Source organism: Comamonas guangdongensis (assembly GCF_041079535.1).
Taxonomy (GTDB): domain Bacteria; phylum Pseudomonadota; class Gammaproteobacteria; order Burkholderiales; family Burkholderiaceae_C; genus Comamonas; species Comamonas guangdongensis.
Map to the genome: position 1 here is coordinate 129,305 of NZ_JBFYGN010000005.1, position 25,898 is coordinate 155,202.

The 25,898-nt window shown below is 65.8% G+C and carries 21 protein-coding genes; 13 read left to right on the top strand and 8 right to left on the bottom strand.

The genetic code is table 11. The annotated features are described in order from the left end of the window. Positions 1–66: 66 nt before the first annotated feature. From prpC to prpF, 6 genes are all read left to right on the top strand, one after another. Positions 67–1,251 carry a bifunctional 2-methylcitrate synthase/citrate synthase gene (gene prpC / locus AB6724_RS06145; RefSeq protein WP_369337620.1) on the top strand — a complete coding sequence of 395 codons (1,185 nt, stop codon included), beginning with the start codon at positions 67–69 and terminating at the stop codon, positions 1,249–1,251. A 68-nt stretch (positions 1,252–1,319) separates the two neighbouring features. After that, positions 1,320–1,799, top strand: coding sequence for a GntR family transcriptional regulator (locus AB6724_RS06150; RefSeq protein WP_369337621.1), 480 nt, complete (start codon positions 1,320–1,322; stop codon positions 1,797–1,799). 45 nt (positions 1,800–1,844) lie between these two features. Continuing rightward, a complete protein-coding gene (locus AB6724_RS06155; protein ID WP_369337622.1) occupies positions 1,845–2,822 on the top strand; it encodes a tripartite tricarboxylate transporter substrate binding protein in 978 nt (325 codons plus the stop codon). 44 nt (positions 2,823–2,866) lie between these two features. Next, positions 2,867–5,515, top strand: a complete 2,649-nt coding sequence (acnD, locus tag AB6724_RS06160) for a Fe/S-dependent 2-methylisocitrate dehydratase AcnD (RefSeq protein ID WP_369337623.1) — start codon at positions 2,867–2,869, stop codon at positions 5,513–5,515. A gap of 9 nt (positions 5,516–5,524) precedes the next feature. Further along, positions 5,525–6,097 (top strand): 2'-5' RNA ligase family protein, encoded by a 573-nt coding sequence (locus tag AB6724_RS06165; protein WP_369337624.1) that lies wholly within the window; start codon positions 5,525–5,527, stop codon positions 6,095–6,097. A 56-nt stretch (positions 6,098–6,153) separates the two neighbouring features. Further along, a complete protein-coding gene (gene prpF, locus AB6724_RS06170) occupies positions 6,154–7,359 on the top strand; it encodes a 2-methylaconitate cis-trans isomerase PrpF (RefSeq protein WP_369337625.1) in 1,206 nt (401 codons plus the stop codon). Between the two features lie 5 nt (positions 7,360–7,364). Here prpF and AB6724_RS06175 read toward each other — a convergent pair whose 3' ends face one another. The 3 genes from AB6724_RS06175 to AB6724_RS06185 form a co-directional block, all read right to left on the bottom strand. Beyond that, positions 7,365–8,780 (bottom strand): efflux transporter outer membrane subunit, encoded by a 1,416-nt coding sequence (locus AB6724_RS06175; protein WP_369337626.1) that lies wholly within the window; start codon positions 8,778–8,780, stop codon positions 7,365–7,367. Next, on the bottom strand, positions 8,777–11,923 hold the full coding sequence (locus AB6724_RS06180) for a multidrug efflux RND transporter permease subunit (protein ID WP_369337627.1): 3,147 nt from the start codon (positions 11,921–11,923) through the stop codon (positions 8,777–8,779). Before AB6724_RS06180 ends, AB6724_RS06175 begins: the two co-directional genes overlap by 4 nt. 64 nt (positions 11,924–11,987) lie before the next feature. Further along, the gene (locus tag AB6724_RS06185; protein WP_369337628.1) at positions 11,988–13,151 is read right to left on the bottom strand and encodes an efflux RND transporter periplasmic adaptor subunit; all 1,164 of its coding nucleotides are present in this window, start codon (positions 13,149–13,151) and stop codon (positions 11,988–11,990) included. Positions 13,152–13,343: 192 nt separating this feature from the next. On the opposite strand from AB6724_RS06185, the gene AB6724_RS06190 reads away from it, so the two are divergent. Continuing rightward, on the top strand, positions 13,344–13,907 hold the full coding sequence (locus AB6724_RS06190; RefSeq protein WP_369337629.1) for a TetR/AcrR family transcriptional regulator: 564 nt from the start codon (positions 13,344–13,346) through the stop codon (positions 13,905–13,907). Positions 13,908–13,958: 51 nt separating this feature from the next. On the opposite strand, the gene prpR is transcribed toward AB6724_RS06190, so the two are convergent. Next, positions 13,959–15,992, bottom strand: a complete 2,034-nt coding sequence (gene prpR, locus AB6724_RS06195; protein ID WP_369337630.1) for a propionate catabolism operon regulatory protein PrpR — start codon at positions 15,990–15,992, stop codon at positions 13,959–13,961. Positions 15,993–16,194: 202 nt separating this feature from the next. On the opposite strand from prpR, the gene AB6724_RS06200 reads away from it, so the two are divergent. Both AB6724_RS06200 and AB6724_RS06205 read left to right on the top strand, forming a co-directional pair. Next, positions 16,195–17,181, top strand: coding sequence for a Bug family tripartite tricarboxylate transporter substrate binding protein (locus tag AB6724_RS06200; protein ID WP_369337631.1), 987 nt, complete (start codon positions 16,195–16,197; stop codon positions 17,179–17,181). Positions 17,182–17,323: 142 nt separating this feature from the next. Beyond that, complete coding sequence (locus AB6724_RS06205; protein ID WP_369337632.1) at positions 17,324–18,184, top strand: isocitrate lyase/PEP mutase family protein; 861 nt, start codon at positions 17,324–17,326, stop codon at positions 18,182–18,184. Positions 18,185–18,310: 126 nt separating this feature from the next. On the opposite strand, the gene AB6724_RS06210 is transcribed toward AB6724_RS06205, so the two are convergent. Next, positions 18,311–18,913 (bottom strand): TetR/AcrR family transcriptional regulator, encoded by a 603-nt coding sequence (locus tag AB6724_RS06210; RefSeq protein ID WP_369337633.1) that lies wholly within the window; start codon positions 18,911–18,913, stop codon positions 18,311–18,313. Positions 18,914–19,063: 150 nt separating this feature from the next. Here AB6724_RS06210 and AB6724_RS06215 point away from each other — a divergent pair, with 150 nt between their 5' ends. Then, positions 19,064–20,278, top strand: a complete 1,215-nt coding sequence (locus AB6724_RS06215; RefSeq protein ID WP_369337634.1) for an MFS transporter — start codon at positions 19,064–19,066, stop codon at positions 20,276–20,278. A gap of 6 nt (positions 20,279–20,284) precedes the next feature. Here AB6724_RS06215 and AB6724_RS06220 read toward each other — a convergent pair whose 3' ends face one another. Together AB6724_RS06220 and AB6724_RS06225 are read right to left on the bottom strand one after the other, a co-directional pair. Further along, positions 20,285–21,571: an MFS transporter gene (locus AB6724_RS06220; protein WP_369337635.1), complete on the bottom strand. Its 1,287-nt coding sequence runs from the start codon at positions 21,569–21,571 to the stop codon at positions 20,285–20,287. Between the two features lie 19 nt (positions 21,572–21,590). After that, a complete protein-coding gene (locus AB6724_RS06225; RefSeq protein WP_369337636.1) occupies positions 21,591–22,076 on the bottom strand; it encodes a MarR family winged helix-turn-helix transcriptional regulator in 486 nt (161 codons plus the stop codon). A gap of 183 nt (positions 22,077–22,259) precedes the next feature. Between AB6724_RS06225 and AB6724_RS06230 the strand changes: the two genes are divergently transcribed. Then, the gene (locus AB6724_RS06230) at positions 22,260–22,742 is read left to right on the top strand and encodes a PaaI family thioesterase (RefSeq protein ID WP_369337711.1); all 483 of its coding nucleotides are present in this window, start codon (positions 22,260–22,262) and stop codon (positions 22,740–22,742) included. Positions 22,743–22,827: 85 nt separating this feature from the next. Here AB6724_RS06230 and AB6724_RS06235 read toward each other — a convergent pair whose 3' ends face one another. Continuing rightward, complete coding sequence (locus AB6724_RS06235) at positions 22,828–23,757, bottom strand: LysR family transcriptional regulator (protein ID WP_369337637.1); 930 nt, start codon at positions 23,755–23,757, stop codon at positions 22,828–22,830. A 117-nt stretch (positions 23,758–23,874) separates the two neighbouring features. On the opposite strand from AB6724_RS06235, the gene AB6724_RS06240 reads away from it, so the two are divergent. Both AB6724_RS06240 and AB6724_RS06245 read left to right on the top strand, forming a co-directional pair. After that, positions 23,875–24,849, top strand: coding sequence for a Bug family tripartite tricarboxylate transporter substrate binding protein (locus AB6724_RS06240; RefSeq protein WP_369337638.1), 975 nt, complete (start codon positions 23,875–23,877; stop codon positions 24,847–24,849). A gap of 2 nt (positions 24,850–24,851) precedes the next feature. Further along, on the top strand, positions 24,852–25,898 hold the full coding sequence (locus AB6724_RS06245) for a 4-hydroxythreonine-4-phosphate dehydrogenase PdxA (protein WP_369337639.1): 1,047 nt from the start codon (positions 24,852–24,854) through the stop codon (positions 25,896–25,898).

A 25,898-nucleotide genomic window follows, 5' to 3' on the forward strand; every position in this document is an offset into this window, starting at 1 on the left:
GTATGGCAGATCAAGCGGCGCCGCAAAACGTCGCCCCTGCCTTACCCCATATTTCAGGAGACCTGCATGAGCACCGTGGCCGAAACCGCCGTCCAATCCCCAACCGCTGCCGCGGGCAGCGTCAAACCCAAGAAATCGGTCGCCCTATCGGGGGTGACGGCCGGCAATACCGCGCTGTGCACCGTGGGCAAGACCGGCAACGACCTGCACTACCGCGGCTACGACATTCTCGATATCGCCGAGGTTTGCGAATTCGAGGAAATCGCCCATCTGCTGGTGCACGGCAAACTGCCCACACGTGCCGAACTCAAGGCCTACAAGACCAAGCTCAAGGCGCTGCGCGGCCTGCCCACCAGCGTGAAGACCGCGCTGGAGCAGTTGCCGGCCGCCAGCCACCCCATGGATGTGATGCGCACCGGCGTCTCGGCCCTGGGCTGCGCTCTGCCCGAGAAGGACGACCACAACCTGGCGGGCAGCCGCGATATCGCCGACCGGCTGATGGCCTCGCTGGGCTCCATGCTGCTGTACTGGTACCACTTCAGCAACTCGGGCCGCCGCATTGCGGTGGAGACCGACGACGACTCCATAGGCGGCCACTTTCTGCACCTGCTGCACGGTGCCAGGCCTTCGGACAGCTGGGTGCGCGCCATGCACACCTCGCTCAATCTGTATGCCGAGCACGAGTTCAACGCCTCCACCTTCACGGCCCGCGTGGTGGCCGGCACGGGCAGCGATATGTACTCGGCCATCACCGCTGCGATTGGCGCACTGCGCGGCCCCAAGCATGGCGGCGCCAACGAAGTGGCCTTCGAGATCCAGAAGCGCTACGACAACCCGGCCGAGGCCGAGGCCGACATCCGCCGCCGCGTCGCCGCCAAGGAAGTGGTGATCGGTTTCGGCCACCCCGTCTACACCGTCAGCGACCCGCGCAATGTGGTGATCAAGGGCGTGGCCAAGCAGCTCTCCGACGAGGCCGGCAGCACCAAGATGTACGACATCGCGGCGCGCCTGGAGTCGGTGATGTGGGAAGTCAAGAACATGTTCCCCAACCTCGACTGGTTCAGCGCCGTGAGCTACCACATGATGGGCGTGCCCACCGCCATGTTCACGCCGCTGTTCGTGATCGCGCGCACCAGCGGCTGGTCGGCCCACATCATCGAGCAGCGCCTGGACAACAAGATCATCCGCCCCAGCGCCCATTACACCGGGCCCGACGATCTGCGCTTCGTGCCCATCGAAGAGCGCCGGTAAGCGCGCTCATTCAACGCCGAGCCTGTATGACTCTGTTCCCGAGCCTTTCTCCCCCCAGCGCCCAAGCCATGCAACCCCATTCGCTGTGCATCGCCATTGCCGACAAGCTGCGCGAGCGGATACTCGCGCACCTCATGCCGCCCGGCAGCGATGTGAACGATGGAGCCCTGGCTCGGGAGTTCGGCGTGAGTCGTACACCGGTCCGCGAGGCCATGAAACTGCTTTGCCACGAAGGCCTGCTCACCGCCCATGCCCGCCGCGGCATGACCGTGACCGAGCTGAGCGCCCATCAGGTCAACGAGGCCAGGCAGCTCAGCGCCCTGCTGGCCTCGAGGCTGCGGGAGCTAGAGTTCCAGGCGCCAGACAGCTGCACGGAGCTGACGCTGTCCATGTACCGCCTGGCCCAGTCACGCTTGCGACTCTCGCTAGGCCCCGACTTTGCCGACCCGCCTCTGGCGCACCAGCCTCGGCCTATGTCTGCAGCGCCAGACAGGGATTCGGGGCCGGGCGGCCGTCCGTCGCCTGCGCAGCTGGAAGCAAGGCATTAAGGCGTTACAAATAAGTTCCTAGAACATCACACCCAGGGGACAAGCATGATTTCCATTTCACGCAGGCAATTCAGCGCCGGCCTCGCCGCTCTCGGCCTGGGCTTTCAAGGTCTGGCACAGGCAGACGGCCGGTTTCCCGGCAAGCCGCTCAAGATCATCTGCCCTTTTGCGCCCGGCGGCGGCTCGGACTTCATCGCGCGAGTGGCCGCCAATGTGCTCACCGAGCGCCTGGGCCAGCCCGTCTATGTGGAAAACCGCCCCGGTGCCGGCGGCACCCTGGGCACCGAATACGCGCTGCGCGCCCCCGCCGACGGCTATACCCTGCTGCTGATTGCGGGCAGCTACACGGTCAACCCCGCGCTCTACAAGCTGCGTTTCGACCCCGTCGCCGACATGACTCCCGTGATCCAGCTGTCCAGGGGCGCTTATGTGGTTTGCGTGAACCCCAAGCTCCCCGTCAGGAACCTGCAGGAGCTGTTTGCCTATGCACGCAAGGAGCCGGGCCGGCTCACTTTCGCCTCGGCCGGCAATGGCAGCCATCTGCATATCGCCACGGAATACATGCTGGGCATGGCCAAGGTCAAGGCAACCCATGTGCCCTACAAGGGCACGGGCCCCGCCATCACGGATCTGCTCGCCGGCAATGTGGACATGTTTGTTGCCGGCACCGAAGGCCTGATGCCGCATGTCAAGTCCGGCAAGCTGCGCGCCCTGGCCGTCACCACGGCCCAGCGCCTGACGGCCTATCCCGATATCGCTTCGGTGGCCGAAAGCGGCCTGCCCGACTACGACGTGGTCGCCTGGCACGGCCTGATCGCACCCAGGGGCCTGCCCGCCGCCGTGCTGGCCGCGCTTAACAGCGCGCTGGACAGCGGACTCAAATCCAAGGAGCTGCTGGCCCAGCTCGAGCCTATGGGAGTCTCCCCGGCCGGCGACAGCCCCGAACAGTTCGGCCAGTTGATCCAGGCCGAAATTCCACGCTACAGCAAAGTGGTGCGAGATAACGGCATCTCCAGCCAGTAAGCCCTGTTTCCCCGACTTCCATATTTCCAACGGCTACGACAACCATGACTTCGCCCCAGAGCACCAACGCCTATCGCAAACCGCTGCCCGGCACGGCATTGCACTTCTTCGACGCCCAGGCCGCCGTCGAAACCATCCGCCCCGGCGCCTGGGCCTCGCTGCCCTACACCAGCCGCGTCCATGCCGAAAACCTGGTGCGCCGCTGCGACCCCGCCATGCTCACCGAATGCCTGACGCAGATCGTCCTGCGCAAGCGCGAGCGCGACTTTCCCTGGTTCCCGGCACGCGTGGTCTGCCACGACATCCTGGGCCAGACGGCTCTCGTCGATCTGGCGGGTCTGCGCGATGCGATTGCGGACCAGGGCGGCGACCCGGCGGCCGTGAACCCCGTGGTGCCCGTGCAGCTCATCGTCGACCACTCGCTGGCCGTGGAATGCGGCGGCCATGACCCCGAAGCCTTCGAGAAAAACCGCGCCATCGAGGACCGGCGCAACGAGGATCGCTTTCACTTCATAGACTGGTGCAAGCGCGCCTTCAAGAATGTGGAGGTGATTCCACCGGGCAACGGCATCATGCACCAGATCAATCTGGAGCGCATGAGCCCTGTGATCCACGCCATCAATGGCGAGGCATATCCGGACACCCTGGTCGGCACGGACAGCCACACCCCCCATGTCGACGCACTGGGCGTGATCGCCGTCGGCGTGGGCGGCCTGGAGGCCGAAAACGTGATGCTGGGCCGCGCCTCGTGGATGCGCCTGCCCGAAATCATTGGTGTGCAACTGACCGGCAAGCGCCAGCACGGCATCACGGCCACCGACATCGTGCTGGCCCTGACCCAGTTCCTGCGCCAGCAAAAAGTGGTCGGCGCCTATCTGGAGTTCCATGGCGCAGGCGCGCGCAGCCTGACGATTGGCGACCGCGCCACCATCTCCAATATGGCGCCCGAATACGGTGCCACGGCTGCCATGTTCGCCATCGACGAGCAGACCATTGACTATCTGCGCCTCACGGGCCGCGAGCCTGCCCAGGTGCAACTGGTCGAAACCTATGCCAAGCAGGCCGGGCTGTGGGCCGATACGCTGGCAAACGCCGAATACGAGCGCACGCTCACGTTCGATCTGTCCAGCGTGGTACGCAATATGGCCGGTCCGTCCAACCCGCATGCTCGTCTGGCCACCAGCGATCTGACGGCCAAGGGCATTGCCGGTGAATGGACCGAGCAAGAAGGCCAGATGCCCGATGGTGCCGTCATCATTGCGGCCATCACCAGTTGCACCAACACCAGCAACCCGCGCAATGTGATCGCGGCCGGCCTGCTGGCGCGCAATGCCCGCAATCTGGGCCTGACGCGCAAGCCCTGGGTCAAATCGTCCCTGGCTCCGGGTTCCAGGACCGTACCCCTGTATCTGGAACAAGCCGGGCTCATGCATGACCTCGAAGCCCTGGGCTTTGGCGTGGTGGCCTTTGCCTGCACCACCTGCAACGGCATGAGCGGTGCGCTGGACCCTGCCATTCAGCAGGAAATCATTGACCGCGACCTCTACACCACGGCCGTGCTCTCGGGCAACCGCAATTTCGACGGCCGCATCCACCCCTATGCCAAGCAGGCATTTCTGGCTTCTCCGCCACTGGTCGTGGCCTATGCGATTGCGGGCACCATCCGCTTTGATATTGAAAACGATGTGCTGGGAGTCTTCCAGGGCCGTGAAATCCGCCTCAAGGACATCTGGCCCGGCGACGAGGAAATCGATGCCGTGGCCAAGGCCGCCGTGCAGCCCGAGCAGTTCCGCAAGGTGTACGAGCCCATGTTCGCCATCCATGCCGACAACGGCGAAAACGTGGAGGCACTGTACGACTGGCGCCCTCGATCGACCTATATCCGCCGTCCGCCCTACTGGGATACAGAGGGTGAAGGTGGTCTGGCGGGAGAGCGCACGCTGCGCGGCATGCGCCCCTTGGCCATACTGCCCAACAACATCACCACCGACCACCTCTCGCCATCGAATGCCATCCTGCTCGACAGCGCTGCTGGCGAATATCTGCACAAGATGGGCCTGCCCGAGGAGGACTTCAACTCCTACGCCACCCATCGAGGCGACCACCTGACCGCGCAGCGCGCGACCTTCGCCAACCCCAAGCTGTTCAATGAAATGGTGGTGGACGGCAACGGCAAGGTGCGCCAGGGCTCTCTGGCCCGCGTCGAGCCCGAAGGCCGGGTCATGCGCATGTGGGAAGCCATAGAGACCTATATGCAGCGCAAGCAGCCGCTGATCATCATCGCGGGGGCCGACTACGGCCAGGGCTCCAGCCGCGACTGGGCCGCCAAGGGCGTGCGACTGGCGGGAGTGGAAGCGATTGCGGCCGAAGGTTTTGAACGCATCCACCGCACCAATCTGATCGGCATGGGCGTGCTGCCGCTGGAGTTTTTGCCAGGCACCACCCGCCACACCCTGGGTCTGGATGGCACCGAGACCTTTGATGTCATTGGCCAGCGCCAGCCTCGCGCCAGGCTTACACTGCATATCTATCGCACGACAGGCGCCCGCACCGATGTGCCGGTGACCTGCCGCCTCGATACCGCGGAAGAGGTTTCGATATACGAAGCCGGCGGCGTGCTGCAACGCTTTGCCCAGGACTTTCTGGCCGACAGCACGGCAGCCAAGACCGCCTCTGCTGAACTCGTCAGCTAAGGAGTCGCTATGAACCAGGCGCGCGTAATGATTGTGTCCCAGCCCAACCTTTGGCTACGTGAACACATGCGTGCCCAGGTTCATGCACTGGGTCTGGACGATGAACTGGGCTGGCGGCTGTTTGCACCGCCCCACTGGCACCAGACCCTGTGCGGCCCGTTTGACACTTGCGAGCAGGCACTACTGGCCTTGATGGCGGCAGGTGATGCAGCTCAGGCGGAGCAGCCTGCCTTTGAACTCAGCTTTAACCGTATTCGTGGTGATAAAGGGAAGCACATTCACTGGTCCTTCCAGGCCTGCGGTCGCCCCAAGCCTTTCGATCACATGCTGGAAACGCTGCAAACCGAGTTAAAGCCTTTCGGCCTCAAAGATGGCGGGCACCGACCCCATATCACCATCAGCTACCAAGCGCCCTATGGCCTGCCCACCTTGCCCATTGGGCCGCTTGAATGGCTGATTGATGAGATTCAGCTGGTTGAGCGAAGCGGCAGAGGCAAGGACTTTCACTACGAGGTGCTGCATCGCTGGGCGCTAAAACCGCCGGCCATGCCACGCCCCGAACAGCTCAAGCTGTTTCACTAAATCCTATGCCCGGCTTCTTGGCCGGGCTTTCCAAACCTAGTTCGTTTGCCACTTTCATGTCTGAACGTCCTCAAATCCGCATACCCGCCACCTATATGCGCGGAGGCACCAGCAAAGGCGTGTTCTTCAAGCTGCAGGACCTGCCGGCATCGGCCCAGCAACCGGGCACCGTGCGCGACGCCATCTTTCTGCGCACCCTGGGCAGCCCCGATCCCTATGGCAAGCAGATCGACGGCATGGGCAATGCCTCTTCATCGACCAGCAAGGGCGTGATCCTCAGCAAAAGCACACGCGCCAATCATGATGTGGACTATCTGTTCGGCCAGGTCGCGATAGACCAGGCTTTTGTGGACTGGAGCGGCAACTGCGGCAACCTGAGCGCGGCCGTCGGCCCCTGCGCCATTCACATGGGGCTGATCGACGCGGCCAGGATTCCGCACAACGGCGTGGCCAGGATCCGCATCTGGCAGGCCAATATCGCCAAGACCATCGTGGCCCATGTGCCCATCACCGATGGCCAGGTGCAGGAAACCGGGGGCTTCGAGCTCGACGGCGTGACCTTCCCCGCTGCCGAGGTGCCGCTGGAATTCCTCGATCCTGCCGACGAGGGCGAGGACGGCGGCGCGATGTTCCCCACGGGCAATCTGATGGACCGGCTCGATGTGCCCGGCGTGGGCAGTTTTGTGGCGACCATGATCAATGCGGGCATTCCCACCATCTTCCTCAACGCCAGGGACCTGGGCTATACGGGCTGCGAGCTGCAGGACGCGATCAACGGTGACGCCGAGGCTCTGCTCAGGTTCGAGGCCATACGCGCCCACGGCGCCCTCCGCATGGGCTTGATCAAGGAACTGGGCGAGGCCGCTACGCGCCAGCACACGCCCAAGATCGCTTTTGTGGGCCCGGCGCAAAGCTATGTCGCGTCCAGCGGCAAAGCGATTGCGGCCAAGGACATCGATCTGGTCGTGCGTGCCCTGTCCATGGGCAAGCTGCACCACGCCATGATGGGAACGGCCGCCGTGGCCATAGGCACGGCGGCGGCCGTTCCGGGCACGCTGGTCAATCTGGCCGCCGGCGGCGAGCGCCAGGCCGTGCCGAAATCCGTGGTGTTCGGCCATCCATCCGGCACGCTGCGCGTGGGCGCCGAGGCCAGGCAGCTCGACGGCGAATGGCAGGTGACCAAGGCCTTGATGAGCCGCAGCGCGCGCATCCTGATGGAAGGCTGGATCCGCGTGCCGGGCCTGGTGCTGGACGCCGCATAAGCGGCTCAGCCCGGTGCGCCCGGACTGGCCTGCCAGCCGCCGCCCAGTGCCTTGAACAGCGTGGCCAGGGCCATCTGCCGCTGTGCGCTGATCTCGATCAGCGCCATCTGCTGCGCGAAGTCCGTGCGCTGCGCGTCCAGATAGCGCAGATGGCTGTCCACCCCGGCGCGATAGCGCAGCTCGGCGAGCTTGAGCGTGCTCGCGCTGGTCTGCACCAGACGCTGGCGCGCAAGCTCCTCGCGCCTCAGGGTCTCGACGGCGGCCAGCGCGTCGCTGACCTCGCGAAACGCCGTCTGGATGCTGCGCTCGTAGGCGGCCACCGCCATGTCCTTGCGCAGCTGCGCGATTTCCAGATTGGCCCGGTTGCGGCCGCCATCAAAAATCGGCAGGCTGAGCTGGGGCATGAAGGACCAGGAACGCTGGCCGCCCGCAAACAGATCGGAGAGCTCGGCACTGGCCGAACCATAGGAGCCCGTGAGCGAGATGCGCGGAAAGAATGCGGCCCGCGCCGCGCCGATGCTTGCATTGCGCGAGCGCAGCTGATATTCGGCGGCGCGGATGTCGGGACGCTGCACCAGCAGATCGGACGGCAGACCGGCGCCAATCTCCTGCACCATGGGTGTGGCGCTCAGCTCCGCGGCGGCCTGCACCGCGCCATCGCCCACCAGCCAGTCCAGGGCGTTGCCGGCCTGGCGCAGCTCGCGCTCGAAGCGCTCGACATCGGCGCGCGCAAGTTCGAGCAGACCTTGGGCTTCCTGCTCGTCCAGACGGCTGGCCGTGCCGGTCTTTCTGCGCTCGCTCACCAGTTGCCATTCCTTCTCGCGCGCCTGCAAGGTGCGCAGCGCCAGGGCCTGGCGCTGCCGCGCGCTGTCCTGCGCCAGCGAGGCCTGGATCACTTCGGCGATCAGACTGATCTGCACGCTGCGCGTGGCCTCCTCGGTGGCCAGGTATTCCATCTGCGCGGCCTCGGACAGCGAACGCACGCGGCCGAAGAGGTCGAGCTCGAAAGCCATCAGTCCGGCGCTCAGCTGATAGTTGCTCTGCACCGCGGCCGCTCCCGTGCCGTTCAGGTCGGCAGGCAGGCGCTGGCGGTTGCCGCCGGCCTGCAGCTCCAGGCCCGGCAACTGGTCCGCGCGCTGCACGCGGTAGGCTGCACGCGCGGCCTGCACATTGAGCAGGGCCTGGCGCAGGTCGCGGTTGTTCGCAAGCGCCGTATCGATGCGCGAGCGCAATCGCTCATCGGTCACGAAATCCTTCCAGTCCAGGCTGGCTGCCGATGCCGGCGCGGCCGCGGAAGCCGCGCTCCAGGCGCTGGGGATGGGCGCCGCGGGCCTGTCATAGGTCGGCGCAAAAGAGCAGCCGGCCAGCACGATGGCAATCAGCGACAGAGCCGCCTTGCTCATGGGGTGATGCCTATTCATGCGGGTTCTCCTTCGGAGTCTGTGTTCCTCGCCTCGGGCTCGGCGCGGCGCTTGCGCCATAGCGAGAGCACGAAGACAAAAAAGATGGGCACAAACAGCACGCCCAGCAAGGTGGCGCTGAGCATGCCGCCGATCACGCCTATGCCGATGGCGGCCTGGCTGGAGGCGCCCGCCCCCGTGGCCAGCGCCAGCGGCACCACGCCCAGGATGAAGGCCAGCGAGGTCATCACGATGGGACGGAAGCGCAGACGGGCCGCCTGCAGCGCCGCCTCCGCCAGCGAGTGGCCGCGCTCGTGCAGATCCTTGGCGAACTCCACGATCAGGATGGCGTTCTTGGCCGCCAGGCCGATGATGGTGATCAGGCCCACCTTGAAGTACACGTCGTTGGACAGGCCCACGGCCGAGGTGGCCAGCACCGAGCCCAGCGCGCCTATGGGCACGATCAGCATCACGGCCGCAGGAATGCTCCAGCTTTCGTAAAGGGCCACGAGCAGCAGGAACACCACGACGATGGCCAGCGCGAACAGCTTGGGAGCCTGCGCGCCCGCGGCTTTTTCCTGGTAGGACAGAGCCGTCCATTCGTAGCCTATGCCGCGCGGCATCTCGCCCATGATGCGCTCGAGCTCGGCCATGGCCTCGCCCGTGGTGTGGCCAGGCTTGGCGTCGCCCGCGATGCGAAAGGCCGGGTAGCCGTTGTAGCGCGAAATCTGCACCGGCCCCAGTTCCCAGTCCACGCTGGCAAACGAGGCCAGCGGCACCTGCTCGCCCTGAGCATTGGGCACATACAGGCGCAGCAGGTCCTCGGGCGTCATGCGCGCCGCCGTGTCGGCCTGCACCACCACGCGCTGCAGGCGCCCGGCATTCGGGAACTCGTTGATCACCGCCGAGCCATAGGCCGTGGACAGCACGGCGCTGATGCTGGCGAAGCTCACGCCCTGGGCCTGGGCCTTGCGCCGGTCTATGTCCAGGCGCAGCTGCGGCGCGTCCTCAAGGTTCTCCATCATCGCGTAGGCGATCACCGGCGAGGCATTGGCCTTCTTCAGCAGCTCGTCGCGCGCGGCCACCAGGGCCTCGCGGCCCAGATTGGCGCGGTCCTGCAGGCGCAGCGCAAAGCCGCCGGAATTGCCCAGGCCGTCTATGGGTGGCGGGTCCACGGCCATGGCCGTGCCGTCGGACAGGCTGCCGAAGCGCTGGTTGAAGGCCTGAACCTCGTCCCAGGACGCCTGGCCCTTACCGCGCAAAGACCAGTCCTTGAGCGTGACAAAGGCCATGGCCGCGTTCTGCCCCATGCCCGAGAAGCTGTAGCCCATGAGGAACTCGGCCTGGGCCGTGGCCGGGCGGCCTTGCACATAGGCTTCCATGTCGCGCACCACGGCTTCGGTGCGCGCCTCGGTCGCGCCGGGCGGCAGTTGCAGGCTGACGATGTAGTAACCCATGTCTTCATAAGGCACAAAGGACTCGGGCATGCGCGTATAGGCAAAGCCCAGCCCGCCCACGATGGCCGCGTAGATCAGCATATAGCGGCCGGCGCGCTTGACCAGACGCTGGTTGAGCAGGGAAAAGCGCTCGGTCAGCCTGGCAAAGTGGCGGTTGAACCAGCCGAAGAGGCCTTTTTTCTCCTCGTGATGGCCCTGGGGAATGGGCTTGAGCAGCGTGGCGCACAGCGCCGGCGTGAAGGTCAGCGCCAGCAGGCCCGAGAACAGGATGGACACCGCCAGCGACAGCGAGAACTGGCGGTAGATCACACCCACCGAACCGCTCATGAAGGCCAGGGGCAGAAACACGGCCACCAGTACCAGGGTGATGCCGACAATCGCGCCCGACACCTGCTGCATGGCCTTGATGGTGGCCGCCAGCGGCGACAGCCCCTCCTCGGCCATGATGCGCTCTACGTTCTCCACCACCACGATGGCGTCGTCGACCAGGATGCCGATGGCCAGCACCATGCCGAACATGGTCATCATATTGACCGAGAAGCCCAGCGCATACATCACGGCCAGGGTGCCGGCCAGACACACCGGCACCACGATGGTGGGAATCAGCGTATAGCGCAGGTTCTGCAGAAACAGCCACATCACCAGGAACACCAGCACCACGGCCTCGACCAGGGTCTGGATCACCTTGCCGATGGCCACTTCTACGAAGCGCGAGGTGTCGTAGGGCACGGAGTACTGGATGTCGGCGGGGAAGTTCTGCGACAGCTGCTCCAGCCTGGCCTTGACGGCCTTGGCGGTCTGCATGGCATTGGCGCCGGGGGCCAGCTGCACGGCGGCGGCCACGCCCTTGTGACCATCCTCGCGCGAGGCGAAGCTGTAATCGAGCTGGCCGACCTCGAGACGCGCCACATCGGCCAGGTGCACCACCGAGCCGTCGGCCTTGGCGTGGAGCACGATCTGGCCGAACTCCTCGGGCGAGTTCAGCGTGCCCTTGACGGCGATGGTGGCGCTAAGCTCCTGCTCGGACGAACCGGGCTGGCTGCCGAAACTGCCGGCCGGCACCTGGGCGTTCTGCGCGGCGATGGCCGCGTTCACATCGGCCACCGACAATCCGTAGCCCAGCAGCTTCTGCGGGTCGACCCAGACCCGCATGGCCACGTCGGCGCCGAAGAACTGCACCTTGCCCACGCCGGGCACGCGGCGGATCTCGTTGTTGATGTTGCGCACCGCGTAGTCGGACAGCCGCACCTCGTTCCTGCCGCTGTCGTCGCCCTTGTAGGTCAGCGAGTAGATCAGCAGAAAGTTGGCGCTGGCCTGCTCGACCTGCAAACCCATCTGCATCACGGACGCGGGCAGCCGCGCCTCGGCCTTCTTGATGCGGTTCTGCACCTCGACCTGGGCCAAGGCGGGGTCGGTGCCCGGCGCAAACGTGGCCGTGATCTCGGCCAGGCCCGTGGAGCCGCTGGACGAGTCGAAGTACAGCAGCCCCTTGGTGCCGTTGAGCTCCTCCTCAATGACGCTGGTCACCGACTCCATCACCGTGGTCGCCGACGCACCCGGATAGGTCGCCGAAATGGAAATCTGCGGCGGCGCGACGTTCGGGAACTGCGCCACGGGCAAAGCCGGAATCGCCAGCAGGCCGGCAAGCAGAATGAAGATCGCTACCACCCAGGCGAGCTTGCTGCGATCGATAAAAAACCTGGACATTGTCTATCCTTGAATAAGGCTTGTCTTTCTGGAGCTAGGCGCTTGATGGGTCAGCGCAGATCGCTCACTTTTTTGTGGTGGCGGCCGTGTCTTTTTCAGCGGCGGCTCTGATCTGCACCTTGGTGCCGGGCACGGCCGCGGCCAGGCCGCCGACCAGCACCCTGGCGTTTTCCTTCAGGCCCTCGGTGATATGCCAGTCCGAGCCATACATGGCGCCGGTGCTCACGCTCTGGGACTGCACCACGCCCTGCTCGTCGAGCACCAGCACATGGGCCAGCCCGTCGCTGCCGCGCTGCACCGCGCGCTGGGGCACGAGGATGGCGGCAGGGTCCTGGCCCTGGGCCACGGTCACGCGCACATACATGCCTGGCAGCAGCAGTCCGTCCTTGTTCGGAAACTCGCCGCGCAGCGCCAGCTGGCCCGTGCCGCGATCCACGGTCACGTCGGAGAACAGCATGCGCCCCTGGCGCTTTCCGTCTATGCCGTCGGCCACCAGCGTCACGGGAGTGCTCGACTCCGGCTTGCCGCCCAGCATATGCTGTGCGCGCCAGCGTGTGGCCAGCGCCGCGGGCTGGCGGAAATCGGCATAGATGGGGTCGAGCTGCTGGATCACCGCCATGGGCGTGGCTTCGCCCTGGCCGACCAGGGCGCCTTCCGTCACCAGCGCGCGGCCGATGCGGCCCGAGATGGGCGCCTTCACCGTGGCGTAGTCGAGGTTCAGGCGCGCGGTTTCCACTTCGGCACGAGCCGACTGGCGCATGGCCTTGGCGCTGTGCAGTGCGGCCTTGGCGCTGTCAAAGTCCTGGCGGCTCACGGCCTCCTGCACGACCAGGGGCTCGTAGCGGCTGACCACGGACTGCGCATCCGCCAAAGCGGCCTCGGCGCGCGCCAGTTCGCCCTGGGCCCGCGACAGCGCCGCGCGCAGCGGCGCCGGGTCGATGTTGAACAGCACCTCTCCGGCCTTCACATCGGCGCCTTCCTTGAAATTGCGGCTCAGCACGATACCCGGTACGCGGGCCCGCACCTCGGCCACGCGCACGGGCTCGATACGCCCCGGCAACTCGGCGCTAAGGCTCAGCGGCCTGGGCTTGACGGTCATCACATCCACCAGCGGCAACTCCTGGGGCGGGCCGCCCGCCTCCGGCTGGATACAGCCGGCCAACATCATTGCGGCCGCCAATGCGGCCAAGGCTGACCAGGCGCGCAGATTCTGGCTTTTCGTCTTCATGCTTTTGAGTCTTGTCAGATCTAGAAAGATGCGCATGATGCATGAAAATATTTTTTGAATCAAATTTGACTCATTAAGATCTATATTGATTCTCGCCATTTTGATACCAAGTAAAGTTGGCTTCTGTGTGTTTTAGGCCCGCTGGTTGAATCAAAATAGGTTCATCCGTATCCGCCCCAACCGGAGCTACGAATGACAATAGTCCCCCACGACAACACAGCAATCCTTCCCCCATTGGCCCTGGCCCTGGTCAACCAGCCGCGCGCCACGCTGCAGGAGCTGGCCAAGGCCATAGGCATCAGCAAGGCCACGCTCTACCGTTTCTGTCCCACACGCGATCTGCTGATCAAGCGCCTGCTCGAACAAAGCCTGCGCACGCTGGACGAGGCACTGGACGAGGCCCGTATCGAGGAGGGCCCGGTGCTGGAGGCCCTCAAGCGTCTCAATGCCAAGCATCTCGAGCACCGCGAGTTCACGCTGTTCCTGACCTATTACTGGAACGAAGTCGAAAAGCCCATGGAAGAAAATGCGATCTGGGAGCCCAAGGTCGACGCTTTTTTCCTGCGCGGCCAACAGGAAGGCGTGTTCCGCATCGATTTCAGCGCCGCAACCCTGACCGAGCTATGGCTGGGAACCGTGATCGCCTTGATCGACGGCGAGCGCCGCGGCCGCATTCCGCGCGCGCCGCTGGCACAGCTCGCGGAGCAGGCGTTTTTGCAGGGAATCATGCGCAAGGACGGGGCCGCGGCGGCCTGATTGCCCGCCCCGCAGCCAGGCCCGGCGCTGAAGAACAGGCCGGCCCGCGGCTCAGGCCTGGTTGAGGCGCCGCCAGAGCGTGGCCCGGCTGATGCCCAGGACCTCGCAGGCGCGGCCCTGATCGCCGTCAACGCTTTCCAGCACCTCGCGCACACGCTTGCGTTCGGCCTGCCTGGCCGCGTCCTTGAGCCGGCTCTTGCGCGCCGCCTCGCTCGCAGCCAGAGGCATCAACGGCGCGCATTCGGGAAAGATCTCCAGCAGACGGGCCGCATCCAGCTCTGCAGCCCCATGCTGTGTGCTCGCCACCAGATAGTGCTGACAGGCCAGCAGCCGCTCTACCCAGTTGTCGAGCTCGCGCACATTGCCCGGCCAGGGGTGAGCCTGCGCGCGCAGCAGCACGGCGTCGAGCATGGCGGCCAGAGCCTTGTGCGACGCGGTCCGGGACAGGGCCTGGCCCTGCAATGCCTGCCCGCCCAGCCTCTGCGCCAGCATGCTGTGCGCGAGCTCGGCCACATCGGCGCTGCCGCGCTGCTGCAGCGTGGGCGTGGCCAATCTCAGCACGGCCAGGCGGTAATAGAGGTCGCGGCGAAACTGGCCACGCTCGACCTGGGCCGCGAGATCCGCATGGGTGGCCGCGATCACGCGCACATCGACGGGAATCGGCGTGGTCGAACCCACGCGCAGCACCTCGCGCTCCTGCAGCACGCGCAGCAGGCGTGACTGCAGGGCCAGCGGCATATCGCCGATCTCGTCAAGAAACAGCGTGCCCGTGTGCGCCGCCTCGATGAGGCCGGTCTTGCCACCGCGGCGCGCGCCGGTGAAAGCGCCGTCCTCGTAGCCAAAGAGTTCGCTCTCCAGCAGGCTTTCGGACAGGGCCGCGCAATTGACGGCCAGGAAGGGCTGGGCCGCGCGGCTGCCCGCGCGGTGTATGCCCTGGGCCACCAGCTCCTTGCCCGTGCCGCTCTCGCCGAGGATCAGCACCGTGGCCTCGCTGGCCGCAAACTGGCGCGCCAGCTGGCGCACGCGCTGGGCGGCCGGGCTGCTGCCCAGATAGTCCTCGATGCGCCAGCGCACGCCGGCGCCGCGCTGACGCTGGTCGGCACGCAGGCTGCGGTCGGCGCGCTGAATCACGGCCGGGTCGCGGCAGACCAGCAGTGCGCCCGTCAGCTGCCCGTTTTCCAGAATGGGCGCACGGCGTACCACCAGGGTACGCATGGCCAGCTGCACCACCTCCTCGCCGCCTTCCTCGCCGGCCAGAGCCCGGCCCATGCCCAGGGTGGGCGCCACCTCGTCCAGCGGGCGGCCGTGCAGCGCCTCCAGGGGCGCTCCCAACAGCGCGGCCATGCGCGGATTCAGCGCGCAGATGCGGCCGCGCTCGTCCACGGCCACCACGCCGTCCTGCAGCTGGTGCAGCACGGTTTCCAGGCGCTGGTGACGGTCGCGTTCGGCGCGCCGGTGGCGCGCCAGCAGCATGGCGTCGTTGAGCGCCTGGCGCACGGAGATATCGGAGTACAGCAGCACGCTGGACATGCCGGCCTGCTCGGCCAGATCGGCCACCAAGCCCGGCGCCACCACGGCTCCCACGCGCGCGGCCCTGAGTTTTTGCACGCAGGCCGCCGCATCCTGCGGCCCCTGGTAAGCGATCTGCACCAGACCCAGACCGAACAGGCTGTCGAACTGGGCCACCACGGCAGACGGCTCCCCGAAGGTCACCAGGCCCACATGGGGCGTTTCTGCCGTGGTCTGCAGCTTGGCCTGGCGCAGGGCCTGGAGCAGGTCCAGGCCACGCACTTCGACCATGGCCAGCGGGATGTCCACCCGCTCGCGTATCCAGGCTCCGCTGGCTCCCGCGCCCACCAGCGCATCGATGGGCTGTTTGCGGTTGAGCGCATGGACCTGGGCCACGGCATCGTCGAAAGACGCAGCGATATGCGAGAAGCGCGCCTGTCCCGACCACGGCTGGGCCAGCCGCTGCAGCACACGCCCTATGCGGTAGCGCCCCACGGTGACGATATGCGGCAGATGGCTGACATCCGGTAGCAGCCCGACCTCGACTGAACCCTTTGCAGCGGGCAAGACTTCCATTGCCTGTAATTCATCCATGAATTCCATTATTTCATTATTGAAATTTGAATGAGACATTGCCCGCCCCTGCAGATCGAGAAGCAGAGTAGAAATCCAATGATTTCAGTTACTTAGAAGAACAAGGGTTTTCCCTTGGTGAGGCTGGCACAGGGATTGCACAAGCAACCCGCATACAAATTGGATATGGATCCAGGAGATATCAATGTTTTTGAACCGTCGTTCCCTGCTCGCCACCGCCGTTGCCGCTGCCACGCTGCCCCCCATGGTGGGCGCCCAGGCCGCCGACAGCGCCGCCAAATGGCCCGCACGTCCCATCCGCCTGGTCGTGCCCTTCTCGGCGGGCGGCGCCAATGACCTGATGGCACGCTCCGCGGCCGAGGGTGCGTCCAAGATCCTCGGCCAGCCCGTGGTGATCGACAACCGTCCCGGCGCTGGCGGCACCGTGGGCGCCGACATCGTGGCCAAGGCCCAGCCCGATGGCTATACGCTGCTGGTCAGCGCTGCCGGCGTGATCTCCAACAGCATGATCAAGAAGACCATGCCGTTCAAGGACGATGCGCTGCAACCCGTGGTGATGATTGGCCTGGCTCCTTCGGTGATCGTGGTGCCCAAGAACGCCCCGTACAACAATCTGCGCGAGTTTGTGGAGGCCTCCAAGAAGGGCCAGGGCTTCAACTTCGCCACTGCCGGCACGGGCAGCACGCCGCACTTCGTGGCCGAGATGCTGAACGTGAAATACGGCGCCAAGCTGCAACCCGTGCCTTACAAGAGCGGCTCCGAGAGCACGACGGCCGTGCTGGGCGGTCAGGTGGAAGGCACTTCCGAGGCCAGCATCATCGCCCTGCCCCACATCCTTCACGAAGGCAAGTTCAAGCCTCTGGCCACGACCTGGACGCAGCGCATCTCCGCCTATCCGCAGCTGTCCACCGCCGTGGAACAGGGCTTTGCCGATCTGCAGATCGCGCACTGGGCCGGCATCCACGCCCCCAAGGGCACGCCGCCCGCCATTCTGGACAAGATCGCCGCGGCCGTTGACAAGGCCATGAAGGAACCCGCCACCGTCGAAAAGCTCAAGGGCCTGGGCATCGAGCCCGTAGGCGGCACGCGCGCCGAGTTCGTGAAATTCACCGACGCGGAAAGCAAGCGCCTGGGCGAGATCGTCAAGGCCGCCAACATGCAGGAAAAGTAAGACGGCAGCGAGCGCCCGGATCAGCTCCCGAGCGCCTTCGTTCTCCAGCCAGGCCCAACACGGCCCGGCTCGCCCACCGTTGCTCCGACAGCAGTCAGCGCCTGAAGCGCAGGCATTTGCATTGTTTTTTATAGGAAGCTTTATGAATCCCAAGCAAAAACTCAAAGCCCTGGCCGACGCCCGCCGCGGCGTCATCGTGCCCGGCGCTTTCAACGCCATGTCGGCCAGGCTGATAGCCGATCTGGGCTTTAAAGCCATTTATGTGACGGGTGCCGGCGTGACCAATATGTGGTTCGGCATGCCCGACCAGGGCTTTATGGGCCTGAGCGAGATCGCTGACCACACGGCCCGCATCCGCGATGCCGTGGAAGTGCCGCTGCTCGTCGATGCCGACACGGGCTTCGGCAATGCCGTCAACACCTATCACGCCGTGCGCACGCTGGAACGCGCCGGCGCCGACTGCATCCAGCTCGAGGACCAGGTCAGCCCCAAGCGCTGTGGCCATTTCAACGGCAAGGACGTGATCGAGACCGGCGAGATGCTGGGCAAGATCAAGGCCGCCGTAGACGCACGCCGCGATAGCGGCACCCTCATCATGGCCCGCACCGATGCCGCAGCCGTCCACGGCTTCGAGGCCGCCATAGAGCGCGCCCAGGCCTTCCAGGAGGCCGGCGCCGACATCCTGTTCGTCGAAGCCGTGACCAAGGCCGAGGAAGTGCGCGCCCTGCCCCAGTTGCTCAAGGCGCCCCAGCTCATGAACATGGTGATCGGCGGCAAGACGCCCATCTTCAATGCCGACGAACTCGGCGAGCTGGGCTTCGGCTTTGTGCTCTACGCCAACGCGGCCCTGCAGGGCGCCGTGGCCGGCATGCAGAAATGCCTGACCCTGCTGCGCGACGAGCACAAGGTCGATGAAGACCCGGCCATCGTCGCCCCGTTCCTGGAGCGCCAGCGCCTGGTGAACAAGGACTTCTGGGATTCGCTGGAGCAAAAGTACCAATAAGGCTCGGCGCAAGCTCTGCCGTGGACCTGAATGAAATCGAGCCAAGGCGCTTGCACAGCAAGCGCTACAAGCTCCTCATTAAATAGCAGACCCATTCTTTCTTCGGCAGCCACTCGGCTGCCGATTTCATTGCGGTGTCGCTTCACGCGGCCGCCAGCCTTGCAGCATCAGCTCCAGCGCCTGCATGGCTTCCGCCAGACGCGAGGTGGGGGCATCCTCCTCGGCAATCCAGAATGCGGCCTCGACCAGGCAACCGTTGAGCACACGCGCCAGTGCAGGCGCGCTGGCCTGGACGATCACACCCTGCTCCATCAGCCCCTGCAGAAAATTCGCCACAAACTGTATGCACTTGCGGTGCTGCTCGCCCTGGTCCGTGCCGGTGAGCACGGAGCGCGCGTCCTGCAGCACGATGCGGCGGATCTCGGCCTCCTGAGCCATGGCCAGATAGGCGCGGCAATAGGCCAGAAAGCCTTTCCAAGGGTCGGCATGGGCCGCCAGCACGGCCTCCAGGCGCTCGTCCATTTCCGCATCCATCTGCGCCACCACGGCCGCCAGCAGGCCCGGCTTGCCGCCGAAGTGGTGGTACAGCGCACCGCGCGTCAGGCCGGCCTGCGCCGTCAGATCGTCCATGGAGGCCTGGGCATAGCCCTGAGCCGCAAATGCCCGGCGACCCGCGGCCAGCAGCTTGGCGCGGGTGGCTTCAATCATGCTGGCGCGACTCTGGCGCATCTCCCACTCCATTTACATACAAATCGTATGCCAATGATACGGCGGCGGCCTGCATTGCATAGAATCACTCACATACATTGCGTATGTCATTTTTTCCATAGCCCATAAGCCAGCCTTTGGCCGCAGGTTTTTCTCTTTTCCGAGGTTTTGATGTTCAACGCCTACCGCCGGCTGTTTGCCGCACCCGGCACCACCAGCTTCGTGCTGGCGGGCCTGGTCGCCCGCATGCCCTTGTCGATGACGGGTATCGGCCTGATCACCATGCTGTCGCAGCAACGCGGTGCCTATACGCTGGCAGGAGCCGTGGCCGCCTGCTTTGCCCTGTCGATTGCTCTGCTGGCGCCCCGCATCTCGGCCCTGGTGGACCGGCACGGCCAGCGCAAGGTGTTGCCCCTGGCTGCGGCAACCAGCGCCAGCGCCATGTTCGCGCTGCTGGCCTGCGCGCACTGGCAGGGTCCGGACTGGCTGCTGCTGTTGCTGGCCGCACTGGTGGGCAGCCTGCCCAGCATGCCGGCCATGGTGCGCGCCCGCTGGACGATGCTGTACCGCGGCACGCCCCAGTTGCAGACGGCCTATGCGCTGGAGGCCGTACTCGACGATCTGTGCTTCATCATCGGCCCGCCGCTGTCCGTGGGACTGAGCATGGTGCTGTTCCCCGAGGCCGGCCCCATGGCCGCAGCCCTGCTGCTGCTGGGGGGCGTGACCCTGTTCGTGCTGCAGCGCCACACCGAACCGCCGGTGAATACCCATGAAAACCAGGTAGGCCAAAGCGCGCTGGTGCGCCATCAGAGCGTGGTGCGCACGCTGGCGCTGTTCATGCTGGCCCAGGGCATCATTGTGGGCACCATCGACGTGGCGGCCGTAGCCTTTGCCACCCAGCAAGGCCAGCCGGCCATGGCCAGCGTGGTGCTGTCCTTCTACGCGCTGGGTTCCTGTGTGATGGGACTGGTATTCGGCGCGCTGCACCTGAAGACGCCGCTCCACCGCCAGATCGTCTGGGTCGGCGGCTCGGTGGCTATCACGGCCGTGCCGCTGCTGCTGGCCAGCAATCTCACAGCGCTGACCCTGGCCGTGTTGCTGGCAGGCATTACCTTCGGCCCCACGATCACCGTGGCCATGGGCCTGGTGGAACAACAGGTCGCGGCCAGCCGTCTGACCGAAGGCATGACCTGGCTGCTGACGGGTCTGGCCATGGGCGTGGCACTGGGGGCGGCGGCGGCCGGCTGGGTGACCGACCACCTGGGCGCGCAGATGTCCTTTGTGGTCGCCCTGCTGGCCGGCGCCGCCATGTGGGCCTGGGGCGTCCAGGCCGGGCGGCTGGCTCGCGGCGCGGCACCGGTGGAGCCCGCCGCCTGCATGAGCTGATCGGGTTCAACCGGCAGGAGAAGGGTTCAATGCGGACCGCGGCGCAAGCCGCGCTTCATGGATAGGCAGATGGATCAGCGCCGCGCCCACGGCCAGCAGGATGTCGATGATCCAGACAATGTCGAAGCTGCCCGTGGCTTCGAACACCTTGCCGCCCAGCCAGGCCCCCAGAAAGCCGCCGATCTGATGCACCAGCATCACCAGCCCGAACAGCATGGCCATGTGGCGCGTGCCGAAGAACTTGGCCACCAGCCCCACGGTGGGCGGCACGGTGGACAGAAAGGTCAGCCCCATCACCGCGGCAAAGATCAGGGCCACCGCACCGGTCTTGGGCACCAGCATGAAGATCAGCACGGCCAGGGCGCGCGTGGCATAGACCAGCGACAGCAGCGACTTCATGCGCCATCGGCCCACGGCCCAGCCCATGGCCAGGCTGCCCACGATGTTGAACAGCCCCAGCATGGCCAGCGACCAGGCACCGAACTGCACGGGCAGGCCGCAGCTCTCGATCACGCCCGGCAGGTGCGTGCCCAGAAAAGCCACATGGAAACCACAGACGAAGAAGCCCACGCACAGCAGCAGATAGCTGCGGTTGCCCAGGGCCTGGACGATGACGGCGCGGCTGCCCTGATGTTCAGCGGCGCCTTTCGCGGCACCCATGGCCGATGAATCCCTGGCCAAAGCCTCGGGCCTGCCCTTGAGCACGAAGATGGCCGGCAAGGCCAGCAGCACCAGGCCGCCCAGCACCTGCAGCGCATTGCCCCAGCCCAGGCCCACCATCAGCGCACCGGCCAGCGGGGTGATCAGAAACTGCCCCGTGGAGCCGCCCGCATTGACGATGCCCGTGGCCAGGCCCCGGTAGCGCTCGGGTATCAGCCGCGCCGTGGTGCCCATGAGCACGGCCGGCCCGGCCATGCCTGCGCCGCCGGCGGACAGCACACCCACCGAGAGGATCAGGCCCAACGTGCTGCTCATATAGGGCGTGATGAAGCAGCCTACGGCCACCAGCAGCACACCGGTCAGCAGCACGCGGCCTGCGCCTATGCGGTCGGCCATGGCTCCGGCAAAGGGCTGGGTCAGCCCCCACCACAGCTGGCCAAAGGCAAAGGCCAGGCTGATCTGGGCCAGGCCCAGATGCGTGGCGCTGTTCAGAGGGCTGACAAACAGGCCCATGCTCTGGCGGCTGCCCATGGTCAGGGCAAAGGTGGAAGCCGCTGCCAGCAGCACCAGCCACACGCTCCACTGGCGGCCATGGCGGTCCTGCGGCGCCTGGCCGATCTGATCCTCATGCATAGCGGTCTCCCTCATGGTTTCAAGTGCCATGTTCGTCCGGGCATTCCGGCGAGCCGTCGTCATCCAGCAACTGCAGCGCATCGTCGATCAGCGCATGCAGCGCCAGCACGCGCTCCACGCCCAACTGCGCGTTGAGCTGCAGCTGCGCGTGGCGCCAATCGCTCTGGGCCCGGGCACGTTTTGCGCGCCCGGCCTCGGTGATCTGGATCAAACGGCTGCGCGCATCGGCGCCCGGCGCCACTTCCAGCCAGCCCGCAGCCACCAGGGGCTTGAGGTTGCGGGTCAGCGTGGAAGCGTCCATGGTCATGGCGCGCGCCAGGTCCACGGGGCGGATCGGTCCGCGGTGCAGCACCTGAGACAGCAGCGAATACTGCGTGGTCTTGAGCCCGGCCTGGGCCAGTTGCGCATCGTAATGCTGCGACACGCGGCGCAACAACTGGCGCAGCTTGAAATTGGTGCAGCCCTGCGGCTGCGGGAGCGACTTTCCATCCGGATTGCCATCCATGTTTTCTCTCCAGCCGGCCCATGGGCCTCGTGATGGTCGATTGCGTTCTGAATATCATTGTATCTACAATGATTGCATATGCAACACTAAGGAGGCAGCATGGATAGCACAGTCAGGACTCAGGACCCATCGTTCATTTCTTCCGTTGACTGGGACGCGCACAAGGCCCAGGTCGTGGACCGCATGCTGGCCGGCGGCGGCCAGCCCGGTGTAGCCACGCCCGCCCAGGTTCAGGGCAAGAGCGGCCTGGAGCTGATGCAGGCCATGCTGGCCGGCGAGCTGCCCTACCCGCATATCGCGGACACGCTGGACTTCGCGCTGATCGAGGTCGGCCACGGCAAGGCCGTGTTCCAGGGCTCGCCTCAGCGCAAGCACTACAACCCCATGGGCACCGTGCACGGCGGCTGGTTTGCCACACTGCTGGATTCGGCCTTGGGCTGCGCCGTACAGACCACGCTGCCCGCGGGCATGGCCTACACCACGGCAGAGCTGGGCGTGAACATCGTGCGCGCCGCGCGCGAAGATTCGGGCCCCTTGCGTGCCATAGGCCAGGTGGTGCACAGCGGCCGGCAGCTGGCCACGGCCGAGGCCCGCATCGTCGGCCCCGACGGCAAGCTCTACGCTCACGCCACCACCACCTGCCTGGTGTTTGCGGCCAGGACCTGACGCCCCCAGAATCTGTATTAAAACAGCCGCTAGCGCTTATGCAGAAAGCACCAGCAGCTATTCTTTTGAGAGATTCAAGACCGGGTCACTGGTGCAGCAGCTTCAGAAAATGCTGGGCCGGCTGGCTCAGCGGCCGGTCGCGGCGCACCAGGCTGCCGTAGGCCTCCAGCGCACGCCCGAAGCGGTAGGGAAGAATCTGCAGCAGACCATGCGCCTGATGGTCCTGGGCCACGGCCTGGGGAATCACGGCCAGCATGTCGGAATGGCGCACCAGATTCATCGAGGTCAGGATGGAGCCGGTCTCTATGAGATCGCGCGGCAGCGGCTGGCGATGGGCGTGGAACTCCTGATCGATCAGGGCCCGCATGGGGCTGCCGCGCGACTGCATCACCCAGCCATAGCCCTGCAACTGCTCGAACGACAGCTGCCTGGCCCGGGCCAAGGGATGGTTGTTGCCCACCACGATGCATAGCGCCTCGTCGTCGATGGCCCGGAACTCGTATTCGTCGCCGTCCTCGCCGGTCAACCGGCCTACCACCACTTCCAGCACGCCTTCGCGCAGTTGCGATAGCAGCCGGTCGCTGGTATCCACGGCCACCTCCATGGACAGCATGGGCCATTGCGCGCGCAGATCCAGCAGCGCCCGCGTGAGCCGGCCCGGCGAGGCCGCCATGATGCTGCCCACGGCCAGCCGCCCGGCACTGCCCCGACGCAGCTCGAGCAGTTCGCGGTTCAGCGCTTCCATGCCGCCGCGGAAATTCTGGAAATAGCAGGTCACGCGTTCGCCTGCGGCATTGAGCTTGAGGCCGCGGCCCACGCGATCGAACAGCGGCAGGCCCAGTGCATCCTCGAGGTCGTGCAGCATCTTGGTGGCCGCGGGCTGGGTCTGCCCCAGCTGGCCGGCCGCCGCGCGCAAAGTGCCCTGTTCGTCTATGGCCAGGATCAAGGCCACCTGCCGCATGCGCAAGCGGTTGAGCAACTGGGGCGTGCTGTCCTGGCGGTCTATGGAACCCATGCCGTCCTCTCCAAATGATTCCTATGGGTTATCAAAATATCATGATATTTCAATATACACGTATCAATTGCCTGCCTAGGATTGCAGCCATAACAACGACCTCAGGAGACATTCCCCATGCTGCGACGCACTCTGCTGGCAGGCGCTGCCCTCTGTTCCTTGCTGCCCCAGTTCGGGCAGGCCCAGACCCCCCCGGCCGACTGGCCCACGCGCCCCCTGCGCCTGCTGGTGGGCTCGGCCCCCGGCGGCGGCACCGACGCCATGGCGCGCGCCGTGGCCGACCGGCTGGGTCCGCTGCTCAAGCAGCCGGTGGTCGTGGAAAACCGCCCCGGCGTCTCCAACACCCTGGCCGTGGACATGACGGCCAAGGCCACGGACGGCTACACCATGGTCATGGGCGTGGTCACGGCCCACGCGATTGCGCCGCACCTGCTCAAGCTCAGTTACGACAACAACAAGGATCTGGTGCCCGTGGCCTTCGTGGGTACCGTGCCCAATGTGCTGATCGTCAGCAACAGCCTGCCGGCCAAGTCCGTGCCGGAACTGGTGGCCCTGGCCAAGAAGGAACCCAGCCGCATCAACTACGCCAGCAGCGGCACGGGCAGCACCCAGCACATCGCAGCCGAGATGTTCAAGGATGCGGCCGGCATCCAGATCACCCATGTGCCCTACAAGGGCAGCGCCGCGGCGCTGGTGGACCTGGTCAGCGGCCAGGTGCAGATGAGCTTCGACACCATGCCCTCGGTGCTGGGCCAGATCAAGAGCGGCAAGCTGCGTCCGCTGGCCGTGACCTCGGCCCAGCGCAATCCCCAGCTGCCCCAGGTGCCGACCATGGCCGAAGCCGGCCTGCCAGCTGTCGAGATCGGCGCCTGGTACGGCATCTACATGCCTGCCGCCACGCCCAAGGCCGTGCAGCAGAAGCTGCATGACGAGGTCAACAAGGTCATCACCATGCCGGAGACCAAGACCCGCCTCGAAGCCGTGGGTGCCGAGCTGCGCCCCATGTCCCAGGCCGAGTTCGCGAGCTTCCACATGGCCGAGTACAAGCGCTTCGGCGAAATCATTCGCAAGAACAATATCAAGCTGGACTGAGCATGAGCAACGCCTCCCTTCCCGTTGTCGCCCTGACCCTGGGCGACCCCTCAGGCATCGGCGCCGAACTCATCGCGCGCCTGCTGGCCAAACCCGAGGCCGTGCAGCAGGCCAATCTGGTGCTCATAGCCGACCCCTGGCTGTGGGAACAAGGCCAGCGCATCGCCGGCGTGCAGGTCGCGACCGCCCCGCTGGCCGATCTGGCAGCGGCGCGCAGCCGCAGCGACACCCGCCTGCCGGCTTTTGTGGCCGTCGACACCATCGCCCCGGCCGATGTGGTCCAGGGCCGGGTGGGTGCGGCCGGCGGCCGCTCGGTGCTGCAGGTGCTCGATCAGTGCATGGATGCGGCCCTGGCCGGCGATATCGACGCCATCTGCTTTGCGCCCCTGAACAAGCAGGCCATGAAAATGGGCGGCCTGCGCCACGAGGACGAGCTGCACCACTTTGCCGAGTACCTGGGCGTGACCGGCTACTTCTGCGAGTTCAACACGCTGGGCGATCTCTGGACCTCGCGCATCTCGTCCCATGTGCCGCTCAAGGATGTGGCCAGCTATCTGAGCCGAGAGCGCATCGCCCAGGCCGCCGAGCTGATCTACAACGCCCTGCGCGCCAGCGGCTTTGATGCGCCCAAGGTGGCGATTGCGGGTTTCAACCCGCACAACGGCGACGGCGGCACCTGCGGTCGCGAGGAAATCGACATCATCGCCCCCGCCGTCCAGGCCCTGCAGGAGCGCGACTGGCCAAGCGATGCGCCTTTCCACGGCCCGTTCCCGGCAGACACCATCTTTTTGAAGGCCCAGGCCGGCGAGTACCAGGCCATCGTGACCATGTACCACGACCAGGGCCAGATCGCGATCAAGCTGCTGGGCTTCTCGCGCGGCGTCACCGTGCAGGGCGGCCTGCCGATACCCATCACCACGCCGGCCCACGGTACGGCCTACGACATCGCGGGCCAGGGCAAGGCCAATGTCGAAGCCACCTGGCAGGCCCTGCAGATTGCCGCACGCATGGGTGCCGCCCATAGGGCCAACCAGACCACCGCCGTCTGA